The sequence below is a fragment of the Halonotius roseus genome (genome assembly GCF_006861655.1).
GTDB lineage: Archaea > Halobacteriota > Halobacteria > Halobacteriales > Haloferacaceae > Halonotius > Halonotius roseus.
Window position 1 is genome coordinate 985,975 of sequence record NZ_SESI01000001.1, and the last position, 20,236, is coordinate 1,006,210.

Annotated in this window: 20 protein-coding genes and 1 tRNA gene; 7 read left to right on the forward strand and 14 right to left on the reverse strand. The window is 62.1% G+C overall.

What is annotated here, in order from left to right; genetic code table 11:
- Nucleotides 1-91: 91 nt before the first annotated feature.
- Nucleotides 92-751, forward strand: a complete 660-nt coding sequence (locus EWF95_RS05220; protein ID WP_142442977.1) for a hypothetical protein — start codon at nucleotides 92-94, stop codon at nucleotides 749-751.
- 57 nt (nucleotides 752-808) lie between these two features.
- Here EWF95_RS05220 and EWF95_RS05225 read toward each other — a convergent pair.
- The 5 genes from EWF95_RS05225 to tuf all read right to left on the reverse strand — a co-directional run bounded on the left by EWF95_RS05225 (nucleotide 809) and on the right by tuf (nucleotide 4,422).
- A tRNA-Ala gene (locus EWF95_RS05225) sits at nucleotides 809-880 on the reverse strand.
- A gap of 4 nt (nucleotides 881-884) precedes the next feature.
- Nucleotides 885-1,493 (reverse strand): rhomboid family intramembrane serine protease, encoded by a 609-nt coding sequence (locus tag EWF95_RS05230; protein ID WP_142442978.1) that lies wholly within the window; start codon nucleotides 1,491-1,493, stop codon nucleotides 885-887.
- A gap of 169 nt (nucleotides 1,494-1,662) precedes the next feature.
- Complete coding sequence (locus tag EWF95_RS05235; RefSeq protein WP_142442979.1) at nucleotides 1,663-2,697, reverse strand: hypothetical protein; 1,035 nt, start codon at nucleotides 2,695-2,697, stop codon at nucleotides 1,663-1,665.
- A 150-nt stretch (nucleotides 2,698-2,847) separates the two neighbouring features.
- Nucleotides 2,848-3,156, reverse strand: coding sequence for a 30S ribosomal protein S10 (rpsJ, locus tag EWF95_RS05240; protein WP_021060477.1), 309 nt, complete (start codon nucleotides 3,154-3,156; stop codon nucleotides 2,848-2,850).
- On the reverse strand, nucleotides 3,157-4,422 hold the full coding sequence (gene tuf, locus EWF95_RS05245) for a translation elongation factor EF-1 subunit alpha (protein ID WP_142442980.1): 1,266 nt from the start codon (nucleotides 4,420-4,422) through the stop codon (nucleotides 3,157-3,159).
- 200 nt (nucleotides 4,423-4,622) lie between these two features.
- Here tuf and EWF95_RS05250 point away from each other — a divergent pair, with 200 nt between their 5' ends.
- Entirely contained in the window at nucleotides 4,623-5,720 is a 1,098-nt protein-coding gene (locus EWF95_RS05250) for a helix-turn-helix transcriptional regulator (protein ID WP_142442981.1), read from the forward strand.
- A 131-nt stretch (nucleotides 5,721-5,851) separates the two neighbouring features.
- A complete protein-coding gene (locus EWF95_RS05255; RefSeq protein ID WP_142442982.1) occupies nucleotides 5,852-6,811 on the forward strand; it encodes a hypothetical protein in 960 nt (319 codons plus the stop codon).
- Nucleotides 6,812-6,849: 38 nt separating this feature from the next.
- On the opposite strand, the gene EWF95_RS05260 is transcribed toward EWF95_RS05255, so the two are convergent.
- From EWF95_RS05260 to EWF95_RS05270, 3 genes are all read right to left on the reverse strand, one after another.
- Nucleotides 6,850-7,809 (reverse strand): homoserine dehydrogenase, encoded by a 960-nt coding sequence (locus tag EWF95_RS05260; protein WP_142442983.1) that lies wholly within the window; start codon nucleotides 7,807-7,809, stop codon nucleotides 6,850-6,852.
- On the reverse strand, nucleotides 7,806-8,336 hold the full coding sequence (locus tag EWF95_RS05265) for an amino acid-binding protein (RefSeq protein ID WP_142442984.1): 531 nt from the start codon (nucleotides 8,334-8,336) through the stop codon (nucleotides 7,806-7,808). The genes EWF95_RS05260 and EWF95_RS05265 overlap by 4 nt, the downstream gene beginning before the upstream one ends.
- Nucleotides 8,337-8,567: 231 nt before the next feature.
- Nucleotides 8,568-10,754: an elongation factor EF-2 gene (locus EWF95_RS05270; protein WP_142442985.1), complete on the reverse strand. Its 2,187-nt coding sequence runs from the start codon at nucleotides 10,752-10,754 to the stop codon at nucleotides 8,568-8,570.
- Nucleotides 10,755-10,968: 214 nt separating this feature from the next.
- On the opposite strand from EWF95_RS05270, the gene EWF95_RS05275 reads away from it, so the two are divergent.
- From EWF95_RS05275 to EWF95_RS05280, 4 genes are all read left to right on the forward strand, one after another.
- Nucleotides 10,969-11,346, forward strand: coding sequence for a DUF7718 family protein (locus EWF95_RS05275; RefSeq protein WP_142442986.1), 378 nt, complete (start codon nucleotides 10,969-10,971; stop codon nucleotides 11,344-11,346).
- Entirely contained in the window at nucleotides 11,343-11,483 is a 141-nt protein-coding gene (locus EWF95_RS13490) for a hypothetical protein (RefSeq protein ID WP_185911701.1), read from the forward strand. The genes EWF95_RS05275 and EWF95_RS13490 overlap by 4 nt, the downstream gene beginning before the upstream one ends.
- A complete protein-coding gene (locus EWF95_RS13495; protein ID WP_185911721.1) occupies nucleotides 11,483-11,659 on the forward strand; it encodes a hypothetical protein in 177 nt (58 codons plus the stop codon). The genes EWF95_RS13490 and EWF95_RS13495 overlap by 1 nt, the downstream gene beginning before the upstream one ends.
- Nucleotides 11,660-12,175: 516 nt before the next feature.
- The gene (locus EWF95_RS05280; protein ID WP_142442987.1) at nucleotides 12,176-12,913 is read left to right on the forward strand and encodes a DUF5781 family protein; all 738 of its coding nucleotides are present in this window, start codon (nucleotides 12,176-12,178) and stop codon (nucleotides 12,911-12,913) included.
- Between the two features lie 73 nt (nucleotides 12,914-12,986).
- Here EWF95_RS05280 and EWF95_RS05285 read toward each other — a convergent pair whose 3' ends face one another.
- From EWF95_RS05285 to EWF95_RS05310, 6 genes are all read right to left on the reverse strand, one after another.
- Complete coding sequence (locus EWF95_RS05285; protein ID WP_142442988.1) at nucleotides 12,987-14,237, reverse strand: hypothetical protein; 1,251 nt, start codon at nucleotides 14,235-14,237, stop codon at nucleotides 12,987-12,989.
- 205 nt (nucleotides 14,238-14,442) lie between these two features.
- Entirely contained in the window at nucleotides 14,443-15,081 is a 639-nt protein-coding gene (locus tag EWF95_RS05290; protein WP_142442989.1) for a 30S ribosomal protein S7, read from the reverse strand.
- Entirely contained in the window at nucleotides 15,081-15,509 is a 429-nt protein-coding gene (locus EWF95_RS05295) for a 30S ribosomal protein S12 (RefSeq protein WP_021040854.1), read from the reverse strand. Before EWF95_RS05295 ends, EWF95_RS05290 begins: the two co-directional genes overlap by 1 nt.
- A 178-nt stretch (nucleotides 15,510-15,687) precedes the next feature.
- A complete protein-coding gene (locus EWF95_RS05300; RefSeq protein ID WP_142442990.1) occupies nucleotides 15,688-16,107 on the reverse strand; it encodes a NusA-like transcription termination signal-binding factor in 420 nt (139 codons plus the stop codon).
- A 2-nt stretch (nucleotides 16,108-16,109) separates the two neighbouring features.
- Complete coding sequence (rpoA2, locus tag EWF95_RS05305; protein WP_142442991.1) at nucleotides 16,110-17,318, reverse strand: DNA-directed RNA polymerase subunit A''; 1,209 nt, start codon at nucleotides 17,316-17,318, stop codon at nucleotides 16,110-16,112.
- Nucleotides 17,311-20,226, reverse strand: a complete 2,916-nt coding sequence (locus tag EWF95_RS05310) for a DNA-directed RNA polymerase subunit A' (RefSeq protein WP_142443165.1) — start codon at nucleotides 20,224-20,226, stop codon at nucleotides 17,311-17,313. Before EWF95_RS05310 ends, rpoA2 begins: the two co-directional genes overlap by 8 nt.
- Between the last annotated feature and the right edge of the window lie 10 nt (nucleotides 20,227-20,236).

Here is a 20,236-nt window from a genome sequence, read left to right on the forward strand (position 1 = left end):
TGTATCCGAAACCCGTGAGACTCAACTGAACAATCTCTACGAGGACTACGAAATTGAAGCAGTCTATCTCGAAAATGCTGAACGGTCTGATGTGGGAGAGGACGAACGTCTGCCTATCGAAACTATCAACGGGTTCTACCACCGGGCAACCCTGGCCGATATTTTACTCGTTGAAGTCTCCATCATCGGTTCCAAAAACACGGTTGTCAGAGCTAATCTCAGAGAAGGCCGAGAAGATACTGAGACCATTGAAGTAGGTGATGAAATCAAGATCGTGTATGAACAAGCGTTGACTCTTCGTTCTGCTACAAATCCACCTTGGATAGACCTCTTACGGGGAGCCGCTGAGTCAATTCGTAACAAGAATACAACTGCTGCTGTCCCTCTAATCGTCTCCGCTGTTGATAACCTACTGTATCGCCAGATATATCTCTATTATCGGCTGGATGGGAATAATCATGACAACTCCCACGAATTAATTGTGGATAAATATGGCAACGACCGTGGTGATCTCTACAGAGAGGATTTCGCAAAAAATGCATTAGACAATATATCTGGAGTTCGGCTTACCAATGGCCCACCGCATAAGGAGTGGCGTACATTCCAAGACGAGATTCTTGAAACCCGAAGAAAAATTGTTCATCCCCAGAGAGACCCAGTCCAGAAGATCGATAGGGAAACAGCGATTGATTGGTACAATACAACTTTTCGTTTGATTCTGGGTATGTTTGACCTTGTTTGGTTCGAGTAATCTTTTGATTATGATTTAGTAGCAACCTCTTTCCCTCGTAAAACTCGGTCGCTCCGATGGACTCGCCGGGATTTGAACCCGGGGCCTCTTCCTTGCGAAGGAAGCGATCTACCGCTGATCTACGAGCCCGCATTTAGATTCTGCCGTGGCGCGTACTTGTAGCTTCTGTTTCGCCCGACGACGTATCGAGCACCCCCGCCGCGCCAGCCAGCAACCCAACGAACAGCCCGGTGAAATGCGCGACCAGTGCGACCCCCGGCTGACCGGTCAGCACCGTCACCACCAGCGCGGCGACCGCGTAGATCGCCACCTGCACCCGCGGGGAGAGCCGCAGCCGATCCAGCAGCGTCGTCGACACCGTGTTGCCGGCCAGCAGATAGCCGACCAGCCCGAAGACCGCACCGCTGGCCCCAAGCACTGCTGTCGCCGGGCCAAGCAGTCCGCTGACGACGACCTGGGCAACCCCCGCGAGCGCGCCGACCGTAAGGAAAAACAGGTGAAAGCGTAGCCACGTCGTCCGGCGCTCGACCGCGAGCCCCGCCACCAGCAGCACGACGCTGTTGGCGATCAAATGCCCCAGCGAGGCATGCGCGTAGATGCTGGTGACGATCGTCACCGGATCGGCGGTGATCGGCGGCGCGAGGACGAACAGCCCGCTGAGGCCGATGAACGAAAGCGGCACCTGGAGGAGGAAGACGACCAGCACCACCCCAAGCGTGTCGATCGTCGGACTCCGATCCATAGGTGGTGTTTGACGAGCGGGAATAAAAACGGACTGTCGGGCGACGGTTCAGATGAAGAGCCGGCTGAGCGTGGGCGGTAGAGAACGACGACAACGCCGTTCTATCCACCAAGAGAGGAGTGCGCCCGCAGTATGCGCGCAGCGGTGCGGCGGGCGTCCACCCGATCGGTTAGCGATCCCACTCAACCTCGGTCACGTCGTCGGTCTCCCGCAGGATGAACGGCCCGATCGACAGCGTGTGTTTTGTTACCGTGGCGATCCGCATCACGTAGGCCAACAGGATCACAAACGGCACCACCGCGAGCGTCGTCGCCGCCGCAACGAGGACGACCACCCACTCGATGCCGAACACCGTCCCGGGGTAGGCGGTCGGATCGAAAAAGGCCATCATCACCGCCGACACCAACAGCGCGGGCACCGACACCGCGAGAATCTGCCGGGAGAGATTGATCAGATCCCACTGGAAGTACAGCGTCTTAAAATGCTCTCGGGCCGGCCCGAACAGTTTCAACACCGCGATCAGCTCGTCAAGGGCGTCGCTGGCCTCGCTGTCGAGGGCCTCGCCGTACCGCTCGTCGATCCGGCGGGCGGCGAAGATCTTCCATGAGTAGTTGAAATCGAGGGCTGACGACACCACGTCGAACGCGCCGAACTGCGCGTTGTCGAGGCCGGCGGCAACGCGGTCGGCGTTCTCGGTGAGACTATCGCTCAGCTCCGCCACCTCCTCGCGGAGCTCCGCGTCGGCCGACTCGCCGACCGCCTGCCGGAGATCCGCAGCTCGCTCGCCGGCAACCGTCACCAACGCACGAAGAAACTGCGATGGCCGGGCGGGGCTGACCGGCGTGTCGATCCGGGCGGCCACATCCTCGCGGAACTCCATCGCGCCCATCATCCGCTCCTGTTGGTCGCCAACCGCACCGAGTTCCTGTGATAAGACCAGCTGGTTCAGCGTGAGCACGAGCGTGACGCCGGTGATCGTCGCCGTCAACAACGCCTGAAACAGCGTGTCGACCGAATCGCTCGTCCGCAACGTTTCGGCGGCGTCCGGGGCGACCATGCCGGCCGCGAGCAGAACGGCGAACACGACGGCGAGCAACAGCCCCGTGACGAGCCAGCGGTCGGCATCGAGCAACAGCCACAGCTTGAGCCGGCTGCCCGCCGCGCGGTCGCGCAACCGATCGCTCGGTGTCTCGCCGTCGCTCATACCACTCTCTACCGAGGGCAGGCTGAAAAACGCGGGGTTACTCGGGGTGACAGGCGCGCCGCTGGCAGGGGTGAAAAAACGAAAAATCGGGGCGACCGTGATGGCCTTAGCGCGGCACCAGCGGCCGGTGGGTGTGACCCACGAGCCGGCTCAGTCTTCGAGAACGATCTCGATGCTGACTTCGTTGGGCACCTGCACACGCATGAGCTGGCGGAGCGCGCGTTCGTCGGCGTCCAGATCGATCAGCCGTTTGTGGACGCGCATCTCCCAGTGCTCCCACGTCGCGGTGCCTTCGCCGTCAGGCGACTTCCGCGAGGGGATCTCCAGCGTCTTCGTCGGCAGCGGGATCGGGCCGCTGAGCGTGACGCCGGTTTTCTCGGCGATCTCCCGCACGTCGTCGCAGATGTCGTCGAGATCCTCGGGATGGGTTCCGGCGAGGCGGACACGTGCTTGCTGCATTTATCGCTCGTTGACTTCGAGCACTTTGCCGGCCGCGATGGTCTGGCCCATGTCCCGAACCGCGAAGCTGCCGAGCTCCGGAATCTCACCCGAGGGCTCGATGCTGAGCGGTTTCTGCGGACGCACCGTCACGATGGCGGCGTCGCCCGACTGGATGAAGTCCGGGTTCTCCTCGGCGACCTCGCCCGTCGAGGGGTCAAGCTTCTGGTCGATGGACTCGATGGTACAGGCGACCTGCGCCGTGTGAGCGTGGAAGACCGGCGTGTACCCCGAGGTGATCACCGACGGGTGCTGCATGACGACGAGCTGGGCCTGGAACGTCTCGGCGACGCTCGGCGGGTCGTCGGCGGGGCCACAGACATCACCGCGCCGGATGTCGTCCTTGCCGACACCGCGGACGTTGAAGCCGACGTTGTCACCGGGACCAGCCGAGGGCACTTCCTCGTGGTGCATCTCGACGGTCTTGACCTCGCCGCCGACATCCGAGGGCTGGAAGGAGACGTTGTTGCCCGGTTCGAGGGTGCCGGTTTCGATCCGTCCGACCGGGACGGTACCGATACCGGAGATGGTGTAGACGTCCTGGATCGGGAGTCGGAGCGGCGCGTCCGTCGGCGGCTCGACTTCCGGCAGGTCGTTGAGGGCTTCCAGCAGCGTGTCGCCGCTGTACCAGCCCGTGTTGTCGGAGGCCTCGGCGATGTTGTCGCCTTCGAACGCCGAGATCGGGATGAAGCTCGCGTTCTCGGTGTCGAAGCGAACCTGGTTGAGGAGGTCGGTGACCTCGTCTTTGACCGACTCGTATTCGGCCTCGCCGTAGTCGACAAGATCCATCTTGTTGACGCCGACGATGAGCTCGTTGATACCGAGCGTGCGGGCGAGGAAGACGTGCTCGCGGGTCTGGGGTGCGACACCGTCGTCGGCAGCGACGACGAGTACCGCGTTGTCAGCCTGCGAGGCACCGGTGATCATGTTCTTCACGAAGTCACGGTGGCCCGGACAGTCGACGATGGTGAAGTAGTATTTGTCCGTGTCGAACTCCTGGTGGGCGATGTCGATGGTGACACCGCGCTCTCGCTCCTCGGCGAGGTTGTCCATGACGTAGGCGAACTCGAAGCCGCCCTTGCCCTTCTCCTCGGCCTCTTCTTTGTGCTGTTCGATCACGTGCTCGGGGACGGAGCCTGTCTCGTACAGGAGGCGTCCCACGAGCGTGCTTTTGCCGTGGTCAACGTGGCCGATGATGGCCAGGTTTTGGTGTGGTTTGTCGCTCATGGGTAAAGTAACGCGCTAAGGCGTTCTGTGCAGCCTCTTTCGACTGTTCCCCGTAAAACCATTACGATACGTCGGTCGAAAAAGCCCGACGCCGTCTTGCGGTTTGTGGGAGCACATACCATGCTATGTGGGTCGTGGTCGATGGTACTCACTGTGGAGGGAACAGGGGTATTAACTCACCACACACCAACGCACCTCCTATGCAACTGCGGATCGGGCTGTTCGTGCTGTTGCTCGCCGTCACCGTGGCCGGCACAGCGACCGTTGCGGCCACACCCGCCAGCGGCCAGCTGGACGGGGTCGCCCAACAGACGGGCGTCAACGCCGACGATGTTCGGATCACGATCAGTCTCGCCGAGAACGGCACCGCCGAGTGGGAACTCGCCTTCCGGCGCATCCTTGAGACCGACGAGGAGGAGGCCGCCTTCGAATCACTGCAAGCCGATATCGCCGACGACCCGGCGTCGTACACCAACCCCTTCGCCGAGCGGATCCGCCGGACGGTCGCCACCGCCGAAAACACGACCGACCGTGAGATGGCCGCCGAGAATTTCAGCGTCGACACCGAAACCCAGTCACTCGGCCGGGAGTACGGGATCGTTACCTACCGCTTCACCTGGGAGAACTTCGCAGCCACGAACGACGACGAACTCCGGGCCGGCGACGCCATCGACGGCTTCTTTCTCGACGACCAAACCCGGCTTCGGGTGCAGTGGCCCGATGGCTACACAGCCGACTCGGTGACGCCCGCAGCCGACGAAACCCCGGACAACGCTGTCGTCTGGGACGGCGATTCGACGGACTTCGTGACGGGTGAACCCCGGATCGTCGTTGCCGAGAGCGGGAGCGGGCTCACACCGGGCATGCTGATCGGCGTCATCATCGTTATCCTGCTTGCGGGTGTCGGCGGCTGGTTCTACCAGCGACCGCCGAGTCCCGCCGACAGCCCGTCGCCGGCAGCCGCCGCAAACGAAGCCGACGACGAGCCCGATGCGACACCCGCGGATCAACCGGGCGACGACGCCGAGACGACAGCAGCCACGGCCGACGACGAGCCTGATCCGGAGCTCCTCAGCAACGAGGAACAGGTGCTTCGCCTGCTCGACGACTACGGCGGCCGGATGAAACAGAAACAGGTCATCGAGGAGCTCGGCTGGACCGACGCCAAGACAAGCAAGGTCGTCAGCGGGCTGCGGGAGGACGGAGAGATCGACTCCTTCCGGATCGGCCGCGAAAACGTCCTCACCTTCCCGGACGAGCGATTGGTCGATGATGACGATGGGGAAACCGATGAGTAGCCGATCGCCACGACTCGGTCGAATCGCCGGCAGTCGACGTGATGAACCGAACGCAACTCGGCGAAAACGGCGGTAATTCGGCGATACCACCATCGATTTATAACCGATGTGAGTGCTTACGAGAAACTATCATGAACCGACCGACGACGCTGTTTGGAACCGCCCTCCTCGCGGCCGCGGTAGTCGTACTGGCGGTCATCGCCGGCGGCGTCACCGCCACCGCTGGGCCGGCAACGACAGCAGCTCCACAAGTCGCCGCAAACGACACGACCGCAAACGCGACCGCGCCGGGGGCCCAACTCGCCGGCGTTGTCGGCGTACAGCAGGCCGAGGTCGACAGCGATCTCGACAACCGAACCTTTGGTCTCCGTGTCGCTAACGTCGACAGCGACGAAGAACGCGCCGCGATCATCGCCGAACGCCAGAACACCACACGAGCCCAGCTAGCCAGCCAGACCGATCGTCTCGCTGCCCTCCGGGAAGCGCGGGCAAACGGCACCATCTCAAACGCCGAGTATCGAGCCAGGGTCGCCACCGTCGCCGCGCAGGCGGCCGACACCGAACGCGACGCCGCCCAGCTGAACCGCACCGCCCGCCGGCTGCCTGACGCGGTCAGAGAGCGCGCCAACATCAACGTCTCCGCCATCGAACAACTCCGGGGCGACGCGCGAACCCTCGGTGGCCCTGAAACCGCTGCGATCGCCCGCTCGATCGGCGGCACCGCCGCCCGAAACCCGATGGCCGGCGGTGGTCGTGGCCCGCCGATGGGGACACCGGGTGCAGATCGAGCGACCCCTGGCAGTTCAATGGCGGGCGAAGCCGGTGAGCGCGGTGGACAGGCCGGTGCTCGCGGCCCCTCAGGGCAAGGGGCAACGAACACCAGCGAGCAAGCTCGGACACCGGGGGAAGCCGGTCGTGATCGCAGCGCGACCCCGACTGAACCCAGCGAGCGACGCGGCGGCGGCAACAGCGAGAACGCCGGCGGCGAACCCAACGACGATAACGACGACGCTGGAGGTAGCAGGAGTACCGATAACGCCGGCAACGATGGAAACAGCAACAACGCCGGTGGCAACCCAAACAGGCCGTAGCTCGTTGAAAAAGCCGGAATCGAAGCCGACAGCCCGACTTACTGGGTGAGCCGACTCACATCCGACAGCACCGCGGTCGCCGTTTCGGGGCCGCCAGCACCCCGGCCGCTGATGTTGAGCCGGCCGGCATGTGTCGTCTCCAGTTGGACGATGTTGAGCGTCCCTGTCACCGACAGCGGGCCGTCGTCGGGGACGAGTCGCGGGCCGACACTGACACCCTCCGGTGTCGCCTCGCCGATCAGCCGGATCGTCCGGCCGTCTTCAGCGGCGAGTTCGAGCGCGGTACCGGGGATGTCGGTGATCCCCTCAACCGTTGCGTCATCGAGAGTGTACTCCTCGTCGCCGTCAGCAAGGACGTTCGAGAGGATGACGAACTTCAGCGCGGCGTCGATCCCCTCCACATCGAACGTCGGGTCGGCCTCGGCGACGCCGAGATCCTGGGCCTCCGCCAGCACGTGATCGTAATCCAGCCCCTCGGCGGCCATCCGCGAGAGGATGAAGTTCGCGGTGCCGTTGAGCACACCGCGAGCGGCGGTGATGTGATCCGGGCCGAAGTCGTCGATCGTCGAGCAGATCGGGATCGCACCGCCGACGGTCGCCTCAAATCTGATCTGACCGTCGCTGTCGGCTTCCAACTCGCGGAGGTCGCCGTACCGCTCGGCGACCGGCCCCTTGTTAGCGAGGACGGCGTGTTTGTCGCGGTTGAGCGCGTGGGCGACATGTGAAAATCCGGGTTCGGCGTCGCCGAGCGTTGTCGGGGTTGCCTCGACCAACACGTCGTAGTCGGCATCAAGCGCGTCGTCGGGGTCGGCGTCGCCAACGACGCCCTCGTCGGCTTTGCGGTCGAGGACAGCTTCGGTGTCGATCCCGTCAGCGTCGATCGCGGCCGACGAGGAGTCGGCGACGGCGGTGATGGTGTGGCCGTACTCGGCGGCCAACTCGACGACCGAGCGGCCGACCGCGCCGACGCCGAGGACGGCGAGTCGTGCGCCCGTCATTGGGTGCCCTCCGTGAGCGGCTCGATGACATGGAGATCCTTGCCGTCGGCGATCTCTCGAAGCGTCGACAGCACCGCATCGGTCGTCCCTGATTTGGTTTTCAGGCGCATTCGGGCACTCGAACTGTCGTCGTTGCCGCGAGGTGCCGACAGCGAGAGGTCGGTCAGCGACGCGTTGGCGCAGGCCTCGACCTGCTGGAGAGTATCCGAGAGATCGGTGTCAACGAGGTGACCGACCAGGAGAACGACCAGTTCCTCGTCGTACCGCTCGGAGCCGGCCTGAATCACGTTGACGCCGGCCTCACGCAGGGAGTCGACGATCCGATCGAAGCGATCCGGCGCACACGAAACGTCGACCTCAACGGGGATGTGACCCCGCGGGGTGACGTTGCCGCGCTCGTGGTAGATCGACATGAGATTGCCGCCGGCCTCCGAGATCGGTTCAAGTGCTCCCAGCAGCTCGCCGGGTTCGTCAACGAGTTCGAGCCGGATGGTGTGCGTCTGGACTTCGCTTGCGGTGTCGCTCATCGGCGACCACCTCGCTGCGGCGTCGTGAGATCCGGTGTTGTGGTCGGACACGGTGTCGGTGTTGATCCCGACAGAGAGCCGCGGCTCCGTCGTGCGATACTGGTCGGTCGGGAACGTGCCGTGTCCGTCGGCATACAGGTGTCACGTTTTGACGGACGGTATAAGACTGCATCGAAGGCGGCTCTCTGACAGCGAAAACAGCAGATCAGAAACCACAGCGCGTCGACAGCGTTAGATGTAGTCGATACTCGGCGGGAGTTCCTGCTTCATCCCTTTGCGCTCGCGGATCTCGCTGATGATCTCGGGCTGGAGGCTGTCGACCAGCACGCGGAAGCCGGCGTTCTCGGTGTTCCAGGAGGCACGACCCTCAGTGGCCGAGCGAATATCGGAGGAGAACCCGATCATCTCTTCGACGGGAGCGATCCCCTCGATGACCATGAGGTCACCCTCCTGGTACATGTCGTCGACGCGGCCGCGGCGACCCTGAATCTCGCCGGAGGCATCGCCCATGTACTCCGAGGGCACATCGATGCGGACATCCTGAATCGGTTCGAGCATCTTGATCCGCGCGTCGATCAGCGAGCGGTGCACCGCATCGCGGACAGCCGGGATGACCTGTGCCGGACCACGGTGGATGGTGTCCTCGTGGAGCTTGGCGTCGTGAAGGCGCAGCAGCGCGCCCTGGACGGGCTCGGCGGCGAGTGGACCGTCTTCGAGGGCATCTTCGAGCCCCTCGATGACGAGCTCCATCGTCTCGTTGAGGTGCTGAATCCCCTTCGTTTCGTCGATGAGGACGTTGGTGTTGAAGATGTGTTCGACGTTCTGGGAGGTGTCTTTGTCCATGCCGGCTTCCTGCAGGGCTTCACGGCGTTCGAGCTCCGGCATATCCATCGACGCTTTGCCGAGATGGATCGCATCGACGATGTCCTGATCCATCGGCTCGGCGGTGATGTAGAACTTGTTGTGGCGGTTCGGCGAGACACCCTCGACCTCGCGGGATTCCTCCTGTGGTTGCTCGCGGAAGACGACGATCGGTTCGCCGGTGTGGACATCGATCCCCTGATTGTCGCGGATGCGGTGGGTGATGACTTCGAGGTGAAGCTCGCCCTGGCCGGAGATCAGGTGTTCGCCGGTGTCCTCGTTGATCTCGATCTGGATCGTCGGATCCTCCTTGGCGACCTGCTGGAGCACCTCGATGAGCTTTGGCAGATCGTCCATCGTCTTCGCCTCGACACTCTTCGTGATGACGGGCTCGGAGATGTGCTCGATTGACTCGAACGGCGTCATCTCGACGCTGGAGACTGTCGAGCCAGCGATCGCGTCCTTCAGGCCGGTGACGGCGGCGATGTTGCCGGCCGGAACGCGGTCGACCTCCTCGCGTTCGCCACCCATGAAGATACCAACCGACTGGACGCGGTTGGTGCCCGCGGTGCCGGAGACATAGAGATTCTGGCCCTTCTCGATCGTTCCGGAGAACAAGCGTCCGGTAGCGATCTCGCCGGCGTGGGGATCCATCGAGATATCCGTCGACATGAAGACGACCTCGCCGTCCTCGTCGACCAGCCGCATGCTTTCGGCAAGGTCGGAGTCGGCGTCGCCACGCCAGACCGTCGGGATACGACGGGGCTGGGCGTCGACAGGGTTCGGGAAGTGCTCGGCGACCATGTCGAGGACGACGTTCGACAGCGGGGTTCGCTCCTGCAGTTCCTCGCGGCCCTCCTCGCCACTGCGTTCGAGCTCCATGATGTCGCCGAAGTCGATGCCGGTGCGCTGCATCGACGGCATCGAGACGCCCCACTTGTAGAGCGCGGAGCCGAAGCCGACGGTGCCGTCTTCGACGGAGACGGTCCAGTCGTAGTCCTCCTCCTCGGTCATCCCGCGGATGAGCTCGTTGACATCGGAGATCACCGACAGCAGCCGCTTTTGCATCTCCTCGGGGCCTTCCTGGAGCTCGTTGATGAGCCGGTCGACCTTGTTGATGAAGAGCGCGGGTTTGACACCCTCGCGGAGTGCCTGCCGGAGGACGGTCTCGGTCTGCGGCATCGCGCCCTCGACGGCGTCGACAACGACGAGCGCGCCGTCGACAGCGCGCATCGCTCGGGTCACGTCGCCACCGAAGTCGACGTGGCCCGGCGTGTCGATGAGGTTGATGAGGTGGTTGGTGTCCTCGTACTCGTGGGTCATCGAAACGTTCGCCGCGTCGATGGTGATCCCGCGTTCCTGTTCGTCCTCCTCGGTGTCCATCGCCAGCTGCTGGCCGGCGGTCTCGTCGGAGATCATGCCCGCGCCGGCGAGCAGGTTGTCTGTCAGCGTCGTCTTTCCGTGGTCGACGTGGGCGGCGATGGCGATGTTCCGGATGTTCTCCGGCTCGTCCATCAGCCGCTCACACTCGTTGACGATCTTTTTTCGTCGGCCCATTATACAGACGCGTACCGGCAGGAGGGTGAAAAGCATAGTGTTTCTCCTCGCGGGGATTCGCCCGCATACGACGGTCAGGGGCCGAAAACCGACGGCTGCGTGTGTGGTGGGTTGCCACAGGGTGCGACGGCATGATGAGAGTCGAGAGCGACAACGACCACGTGCCGCGAAACGACCGACCGAACTACAATCCCGGCGGTCGACCGAAATGACAATGGGCGAGAAGGAACCGCGCGAATACGACCGGGAGTACACCACCCCGCTGAAACATCGAACCCGGCGACGCATCGGCTACACACAGCACCGAGGGACAGTGACCCGATTTGTCGTCCAGTTGGAATACCGAGTCGACGGTGAGTGGATGGAAGTGGTTCGCTTCGACCACGATCCGAAGAGCGACCACGCCCACGATGTGACCGAAGAGGGCGTCCACATGGACGTGTATCGTGACGGTGATAAACTCCGGTCAGAAGAGGTCTTCCCGCCGATGAGGGCGGGTGAGGCTCTCACATTCGCCGAAGAACACTTGAATCAGCACGCCGAACGATACATCAACAGGTTCGAAACATGGCACGAGATCAAGACCCGATGACCGACGAGGAGATCGCCGAGTTTGAGGCAGCGATGGACGAACAGGCCGAACAGCTCCGCGAGGCCCTCGCCGAGGATCTCGGTGGCGATCCAGAGGACTATCGGCGAAAACCGGTTGCTGACGGTGGTGAAAGCTAGTGGAACGCGTGACAGACGCAGAGTTCGAGGCTCTCCGCGAAGCAATGGACGACCAGCGTGCGGAAATCCGCGAGGCACTGGCGGAAGACCTCGGTGGCAAGCCCGAAGACTACAACGCCGAAGCACACCTCAACGACCGCGCCGGTGAGCCTGTCGCCGACGGCGGCGACCACTAAGTTGCGTACTGGATACTGACCGTTTTCTTGTTTAGTCGACGACGGTGTTGGAATAAGAGCAGCCAAACAGCGGGTCAGCCGACTGATCAACTGCGCCCCCTGGCGGCCTGCGAAAATCGAAGATTTTCGGGCGACCAGAAGCTTCGCTTCTGGTAGACTGAAAGGGCGAGGCTCTCTCGACGAACCCCGGCGTTGACGAGAGCTTCGCTCTCGTCCGCACACCAGAAATCTCCGATTTCTGGGGACGACGCAAGCACCGCAACGAGCGAAGCGAGTGAGGAGCACAGCGAGCCGCGGGAGTTCTGCGAGCCGGGCGGGATCGTAGATCCCGCTGGAAGCCGGCCGTAGGCCGGCGACGAAGCGAGCAGAACCTCGAAAGACGAGCGGAGCGAGTCTTTCGGCGGTCGAGAGAGCCGAGGGCTTTCTACACCTAAGTCACTGATTCAGCTTCTCAACTGACAACCATGTATAGCCGCGAAACACCCATATAGCTGCCATCCCTTGGTACACTCACACATGGATGTTCGCGTCCAGGGGACGGTCGCCCCGGATCCGTTTTTGAGCGCGGCCGATCTCCTCGAAACCGAATACAGTCTCTCACGACCCGTCGAGGTACACATCCGCGAAAACCCAGACGAGCGAACGTGGGCGGCCCACTACGACGACCGCCACGTTCTCAACATCTCCCGACAGGCGGCCACCAGCGTCCTCGCACGGGAGCTCGCCTTACACGAGTTCGCCCACATGGCCCGCTACGAGCAACGCCATGCCTCCCACACCCAGTCGACCGACGAAGCCCTGTTTCTCGGGCTGGCCGGCGAGTCGGTCGAACGCCGCAAGCTCGCACACTGCTATCAGATCGCCAACCACATGAAGGATATCTACGCCGACGATATCACCCTCGCCCTCGCACCGGCAACCAAGCTGATCGACTTTTTCGCCTCGAAGCTTGCAACCGCGATCACCGACCAACAAGAGGACAGCAGACAGGGAACTCCAGTCGAAACAGAGGGGGCAGATCCGGAGATGACCGTCGTCAACGCCGCCTTCGCCCTGGCGTTGGTCGAACGCCACAGTCTGGTCAGCCCGGAACACCGCCTCTACGAGCTGGCCGACACGGCGGCTGCGGCCGCCCCAGGGGTTGATCTCGCGGGCTTCAAACGGCGATTCAAAACGCTGGGTGACGATCCAACGGAAAGCGAATATCGGAAGTCGCTGGTGGAGATGACGCGGGCGTACGCGACGGCGGAGTAACGCAAATCGAGGATAATAAAAACACCACGAGTCCAACGAGAGACTTTACCCGCAACCGAGAGCAACAGTGGCGTTATTCGACGACGGTAGTCACCGATTCTGAGAACGTATCATCACCGCGGAGTTCGATATCAGTAGAGTACTCGCCACTTTTATTAATATTCTCGACACCATTGAGTACGATATTCATTTCACCACCGACAGTCGTATCCGCATTCGGATCAAGTACGACGGTCGCAGTTTCCTTGTTTTGAGATGTGACAGAATCGACACCGATAGTCGTTAGACTGTCGTCGTCGCCAACTTCCATTTCAACGGTCACATCGTTAGCAGTGAGACCACCAAGCCGGAATCCACGTGATTGGCCCGAATAGTCGAAGAAGACCTCACTGACCTCACCGTTGAAAGTAAATCCAGGGGTACTCCACGTATGTGTCGAGTTCTTGTCGCCTGCAGTCGCCGGAGCAAGATCAAGACTCCACCCACCGATTACGGACACTGTGGTGCTGGCCGTGTCATTTTCGCTTTGGACATCAATTGAGACATCCCCACCTTGATCAATCGAATTGGATTCAAGGTTGACCGTCTTGGTCTGGTCATTTGTGAGCGTGACTTGTTTATTATCTTGGCCACTGCCGTCGACAATTAGATCGATGACTTGACCACCGTCGGCACCAGTATTTTCGATTTCTGCCTCGATGGGAATAGTATTCCCAATAGTAATCTCACTGGGAGAATCAATAATTGTAACATTAAATTGTCCAACCCCGCCTGCTGTTGATAATGTGTCTGTGACTGTGAGATTTTCGCCATCATCACGAATAAATGTGAGTTCCGCTGAATAGTTACCTGTTTCAGGGTTTTCGAAGTTGACGATGTCGATACTGACATTGGTGGAGCCATTGGAATCTACAATCACTTCTTGGCCACCGGTAATCTGAAACGTTGCCGTCGCACCATTCACGTTTTGAAGGTTAAAAGTAGCCTCACGGCGTCTATCACCCCGATCACTATAAAATTCGATTATAGTTGCACCCTCGTCAACTGTATCGAATCCGCCACTTCCGTTGAAGTTGTAATCTGCTTGGATCTCTACAATAGTCTGTCCATCCGAAGTAAACGGCATACCATCCCACGTATGTGTAGTTGTTTCAAATTCAGTAGTATCGACAGCTTCTAATTTGGCATTAATTTCTTTTTCAGCGAGAACTCGAAAATCCGCTGCCGTCGATACAGCATCCGCGAGGCTGGCGTTCGTCGCGGTTGTCCCGAGGCTCAGTGTCGCAAGCAGCCCGCCGCCGAGGATGAAGTTTCGTCGTTTCATCGATATGAGTGGCCGATGACGCTGCCCGGTGGCGTTAGTTCGGCCGGAGAGTGATCACTATTCGGACTGTAGCTACATAGCTTTTGGTATGTGGGTTGTTCCCGTAACAAAGACCAAGGCGAGCCCTGTCGAATCCCTACCATCGACCCCGACACCTGCCCGCTGGTAGGCGAATCGAGTATGTTCAAAAAAACGGCGTCCGGTATCAGCGAGCCGCAGCCGCAACGCGTTCCCGCTCTTCTTTCTGGGTGATCGAGTAGCTTTCCACGTCGTAGTCGGCCGCACCGATCAGCTGGTGGGCCAGTGCCTCGGAGGCGTCGGTCGGCGATTTGTAGCTGCCGTTGTGGGTGCCCTGGGCGATGAACTTCAGTGCCTCATCGACCCGTCGCTGCGGGGCCACGTCGACGGCTTTCGGCACCGAGATCCCGCCGTATTTCAGGCGCACCGTCTCCTCGCGTGGGGCGGCGTTTTCGACCGCGGTAACGAGCACCTGCACCGGGTTTTCGTCGGTCTGCTCGTGTACCGTCTCGAAGGCATCCTTGACGATGTTGGCCGCCTGCTGTTTCTTGCCGGTGTTGTCCTCGGTCTGCATCAGTCGGTTGATCAGCCGCTCGGCGATCGAGATCTCGCTTTTCTCGAACTGCTTGGCGGCGTGTCGACCCATCGTGTGAGCGATCGGCGTCACGTTGATGTACCGCTTCGTGCTGGGATCGTTGTACTCGATCTCCGCGACCGACCAGACACCGAACAGTTTCGCGCCATCGTCGACGACTTCCTCGTCGGCCTCGTCGGCCGCAGCCTCGTCGACTGTCTCGTCGTCGGGTGTGGCTTCGCTTTCGGACATTATCGCACCGGTTTCTCGGCGTTGCCGCGAACGAGTTCGATCATCGAGACGCCGTTGACCTTCTCGACTTTGTAGTTGACACCCGAAAGGTCGCCCATCGCGCGACCCTTCGCGCCGCCGATCCCTGCGATCGTGACCTCGTCGTGTTCGTCAATGAACGAGATCGCGCCGTCACCGGGACAGAACGCGGTGACCTGTTTGCCGTTTTTGATCAGCTGCACCCGGACGCATTTCCGGATCGCGGAGTTCGGTTGCTTTGCCTCGATGCCGACCTTTTCGAGGACGATGCCGCGGCCCTGCGGCGCGCCCTCAAGCGGGTCGGACTTTTTCTTGAGCCCGCGCTCGCGTCGAGCGTACTCCGAGTCAGACCAGCGTCGCTGCTGCCGGTCTTTCTTGAGCTTGCGGGCGGCGTATTTGCCGTTTGCCATGTGACCGCTCTTCCGGACGCGGCTACTTAAGCATCCCTTTTTCGAGGCGGCGAAACGGGCTGAGACCGCTCCGGAGGGGTCGCTAATCGGATTTGAAGACGTTTTACAATCTGTCGCTGACGACCGCAAAGATCCGTGGAGGCGGTAAGCGTCGTTTACAGCGCGCCAGCGGCAGCGATCATGTGAGTTGAATGTCGTCGATCTCGTAATGTCGCTCGGCCAGCTTGCGGGCCGTCTCGATCCGGCGGCCATCGCCCCCGATGGCGATCCCGCGGTCGGCTTCGACGACCTCGACGTAGGCAACCCGATCGCCCTGTTCGGAGATCGTCACCCCACGTACCGCCGCCGGCGACAGCGTGCTCTCGACGAACGCCGCGGGCGTGTCGGCGTCGGCGATCAGCTCGATCTCCCGGCCGAGCTTCTCCTCGACGCGCTCGACGGTGTGGCCGTCGGGGCCGATCGCATCCGCCATCTCGTCGGCCGGGATAACGAAGACAACGCGGTCGTCCTCGACGAGACAGTCCCGGGGGTTGATGTCGGTCGCCTCGGCGAACAGCCGCATGAACCGCTTTGCGTCTGCCGACAGGGTGACCCGCATCGTCAGTCGTCAGCCGGCGATGTCTCCATCGACCCCATCCGGAGCTTCACGTCGCCGGTGCCGATCGAGACCGGTTTGCCCGCGATGACGTTCTCGATGATCCCGTTGAGATCGTCGCTCTCGCCGTGGATCGCGGCATCCAGCAGGTGGTTGACCGTGACCTCGAACGCAGCCCGCGCGAGCACGGAGTCCTTCGAGCCGGAGATGCCGTGGCGGCCGATCGACTCGATGGTGCCCTCGTTGGTCATGATGTCAGCCACGAGCATCAGGTGTCGAACGTTCACGTCGTCGAGACCCTGCTCGCGGAGCGTATCGATCGTCTCGTTGATGATCGCCTCGCGGGCAGCTTCGATGCCAAGCTCCTCGTTGATCTCGTGGATGTTGTTACAGGTCGAGCGACTGGCATCGACACCCTCGATCCGGAGCACGTCGCCGAAGGCCGACCCCTCGGTGTAGAGGACGAACTCCTCGCCGTCGTCGAGCTCTTCCTTGCGGATGACGACGCGGCTGATATCCTCGATCCCCTTGAAGACGATCTCCCGGAGCTCCTCGACCAGCTGGAGTAGCTCCCGGTAGCTCGGCTCGCTGGGGCCGAACTCGATGGCCATCCCCTGATGGCGAGTGTCGACACCGAGGGCATCCTCGATGGTTTCGGCGATCTCCTCGGCGATCGGCTCGGCGGCGTCAACGGTCGGCCACCGCTCCAACAGCGTCTCCTCGTTGAGATCGATCCGGACGACCATGTCGGCGACGTTCGTCGACACGTCGCCGAGCGCGAGGATCTTCGTCGCCTCAAGCGCCCAGACGACCTCGCGGGCCTTCTCGCGGTTTTCGGCGTATTCGTCTTCGAGATACACCGTCATCATCGGCGTGTCGGGCTCCTTGCGGGCGTCGACCAGCTCGATGAGCCGCGGCAGCCCCTGTGTCACGTCGATCTCGGCGACACCGGCGTAGTGGAAGGTGTTCATCGTCATCTGGGTGCCGGGTTCGCCGATCGATTGCGCCGACACCGTGCCGGCGGGCTCCAGCGGCTCGATCCGGGCGTCGAGATACTCCGCCTCGACGGCGCGGGCGATCTCGTCGGCCTGCTCGGTCGAAACACCCTCTCGACCCTCGATGGTGTCGTACACCCGCCGCCGGAGGCGACGCGGAAGCTCGGTGTCCTCGACGACGGCTTTGATGTCGTCGGTGACGTGGTCGTACTCAGTCATCGGACTCCACCTCCGAGGACAGCGCGGTGTCAGTGTGCTCCGAGAGGTTTGTCGGCGGCTCGGAGGGGCTGAGGAACGCCTCCTTTTCGCTTTCGCTGTCGAACTCGGCGTCAACGACGCGATCGGTGATCCCCTCAACGTCGACCTCGAAGTCCTCGCTGGAGGAGACCTTCACCGGCGAGGTGCCGTCCTCGCCGAACTCGAACTGGACGACACGGTCGGAGGTATCCCGAACCGTGCCGTCGTACTGCACCTCAAGCTCCGAGAGCGCGTTGATCAGGCGTCGCTGCAGGTAGCCGGATTTCGAGGTACGGACAGCCGTATCGACCAGCCCTTCGCGGCCACCCATCGCGTGGAAGAAGAACTCCCGCGGGGTCAGCCCGCCGCGGTAGGAGTTTTCGACGAAGCCGTGGGCTTCCGCCGAGAGATCGTTTGGCTCGTAGTGAGCCAGCGTCCGATCCTCGTAGCCGCGGTTGATCCGCTCGCCGCGGACTGCCTGTTGGCCGACACAGCCGGCCATCTGCGTGAGGTTCAGCATCGAGCCACGCGCCCCCGAGCGAGCCATCACGACCGCCGGGTTGTCGTCGTCGAAGTGTTCCTCGGCGATCTCACCCGCGGAATCCCGGGCCTTGCCGAGCGTTTGCATGATCTTCATCTCCAGGGTCTCATCGACCGTCCGACCGGGCAGCGATTCGAGATCGCCGGCCCGGTAGGTGTCGATCAGCTCCTCGATCCGGTCGTAGGCGTTGTCGATGGCCTCGTCGACCTGCTCGTCGGCGACCGGCGGGATCGATTCGTCGTCGATCCCGATCGAGAAGCCGAAATGCATGATCGATCGCATCGCCAACGCGGCGACCTCGTTGATGAAGACCCGCGCCCGCGTCTCGGAGTGTTTCTTCACGATGGTGTCGACGATCTCGCCGCCGAACGCGCCGACAGCGTCCTCGTCGATCGTCCCCTGTTTGAGCTGGCCGTCCTCGATGACGACCTGATCGCCGGCCGAGGAATCGAATTCGAGGTTCAGCTCATCGGGCAACAGCAGCGAGAAGACGGTGCGACCGCTCCAGTAAGGGCCGTTTTCGTCCTCGCCGTCGGGGTCGGGCAGTTCGTCGACCTGTGTCGCCCGCAGGAGGTCGAGCGCCTGGGTCTCGGTGAAGTTGGGGTTGTCGTGGGTGAGCAGGTAGGTACCCGAGATGTGATCCTGGATCGCGCCGATGATGTTCTCGCCAAATCTCGGCGAGAGGATCTGTTCCTGCACGCGCATCAGCACGCGCGCCTCGGCGCGGGATTCCTCGGTCTGGAGGGCGTGCATGTTCATCTCGTCGCCGTCGAAGTCGGCGTTGTACGGCGGACAGACCGTCGTGTTGAGCCGGAACGTCTTGTACGGCATCACGACGACCTCGTGGGCCATAATCGACATCCGGTGGAGCGACGGCTGGCGGTTGAAGATCACGATGTCGCCGTCGATCAGATGGCGGTTGACCTCCCAGCCGGCATCGATCTTTGTGGCGAGTTCCTCGCAGTTCTTCTCAGTGACTTTGAGGCGGCGGCCGTCAGGCCGTTTGACGTAGTTCGCGCCGGGGTGGGTTTCCGGCCCGTTGGCGACGTACTGCTTGGCCTCCTCGATGGTGCGGTCGGTGACGTTGATCGTGATCGTCATCTCGCTGGCGACGCGGTCGGGCACGCCGACCTCGTTGAGACTCAGCGTCGGATCCGGCGAGATGACGGTTCGCGCCGAGAAGTTGACGCGTTTGCCCGACAGACTGCCACGGAAGCGACCCTCCTTGCCCTTGAGTCGCTGACTGAGGGTCTTCAGGGGGCGACCCGAGCGGTGTCGGGCGGGCGGCGTCCCCGAGATCTCGTTGTCGACGAAGGTGGTAACGTGGTACTGCAACAGCTCCCAAAGATCCTCGATGATGAGCTGGGGCGCACCGGCCTCGCGGTTCTCCATAAACCGCTGGTTGATCCGGATGATGTCGACCAGCTTGTGGGTGAGGTCGTCCTCGGATCGCTGGCCGTTGTCCAGCGTGATCGATGGCCGGGCGGTCACCGGCGGGACGGGGAGGACGGTCATGATCATCCACTCCGGCCGGGAGTCGGCGGCGTCGATGCCGAGCACCGCAATATCCTCGTCGGGGATCTGCTCGAACCAATCGCGGATATCGCTCGGCATCAGCTTGTTCATGTCCTCCTCGGTGAGGTCAACGTCGAGAGCCTTCTCAAGTGCGCGACGACCCTCGTCGCGCGGCCGGAACTCGCCGCCGAGGATCTGGTTGATGCGGTCGAGTGGGATGCCGGTTTCGTCGGAGAGTGCCTGCGGGCTCATCCCCTCGTCGTCTTCGTCGTCCTCGTCGGGCTGCATCGCCTCGGCGATGATCTCCGAATACTCGCCGGACAGGACGTTTTGAACCTCGTAGTAGGTCGTCGGCTTCTCGTGTTTGATGTCGGCCTGGGGCTCGCCACAGTGCGGGCAGCTGCCGGCCTTGCGGGCCTGTCGGACAGCCGCCTTCAGCACGGTGTCGGGATCCTTGCCGAGATCCTCAGCGCGGTCGAGCTCATCGCGGAACTCCTCCATCTCCATCTCGGTGAGCGTCAGCCGGCCGCACTCCCGACAGGTCGCTCGCAGGAGCCGCCGGATGAGCGTCGTAAAGCCGACGTGGATGACCGGTGCAGCGAGTTCGATGTGGCCGAAGTGGCCGGGACACGAGCCGGAGTGTTGACCACAGGTTCGGCATTCGAGACCGGGGTCGATCACGCCGAGCCGTGGATCCATCAGCCCCATGTCGATGGGGTAGCCGTCGTCGTCGTAGGTGTCGGCCGTGATCACTTTCGTCGCCGAGATGTCACGGTACGTCTCGGGATCCATCAGTCCGAAATCGATCCCGCCGAGCTGTTTGGGTGTTTGCATTGACATTGTA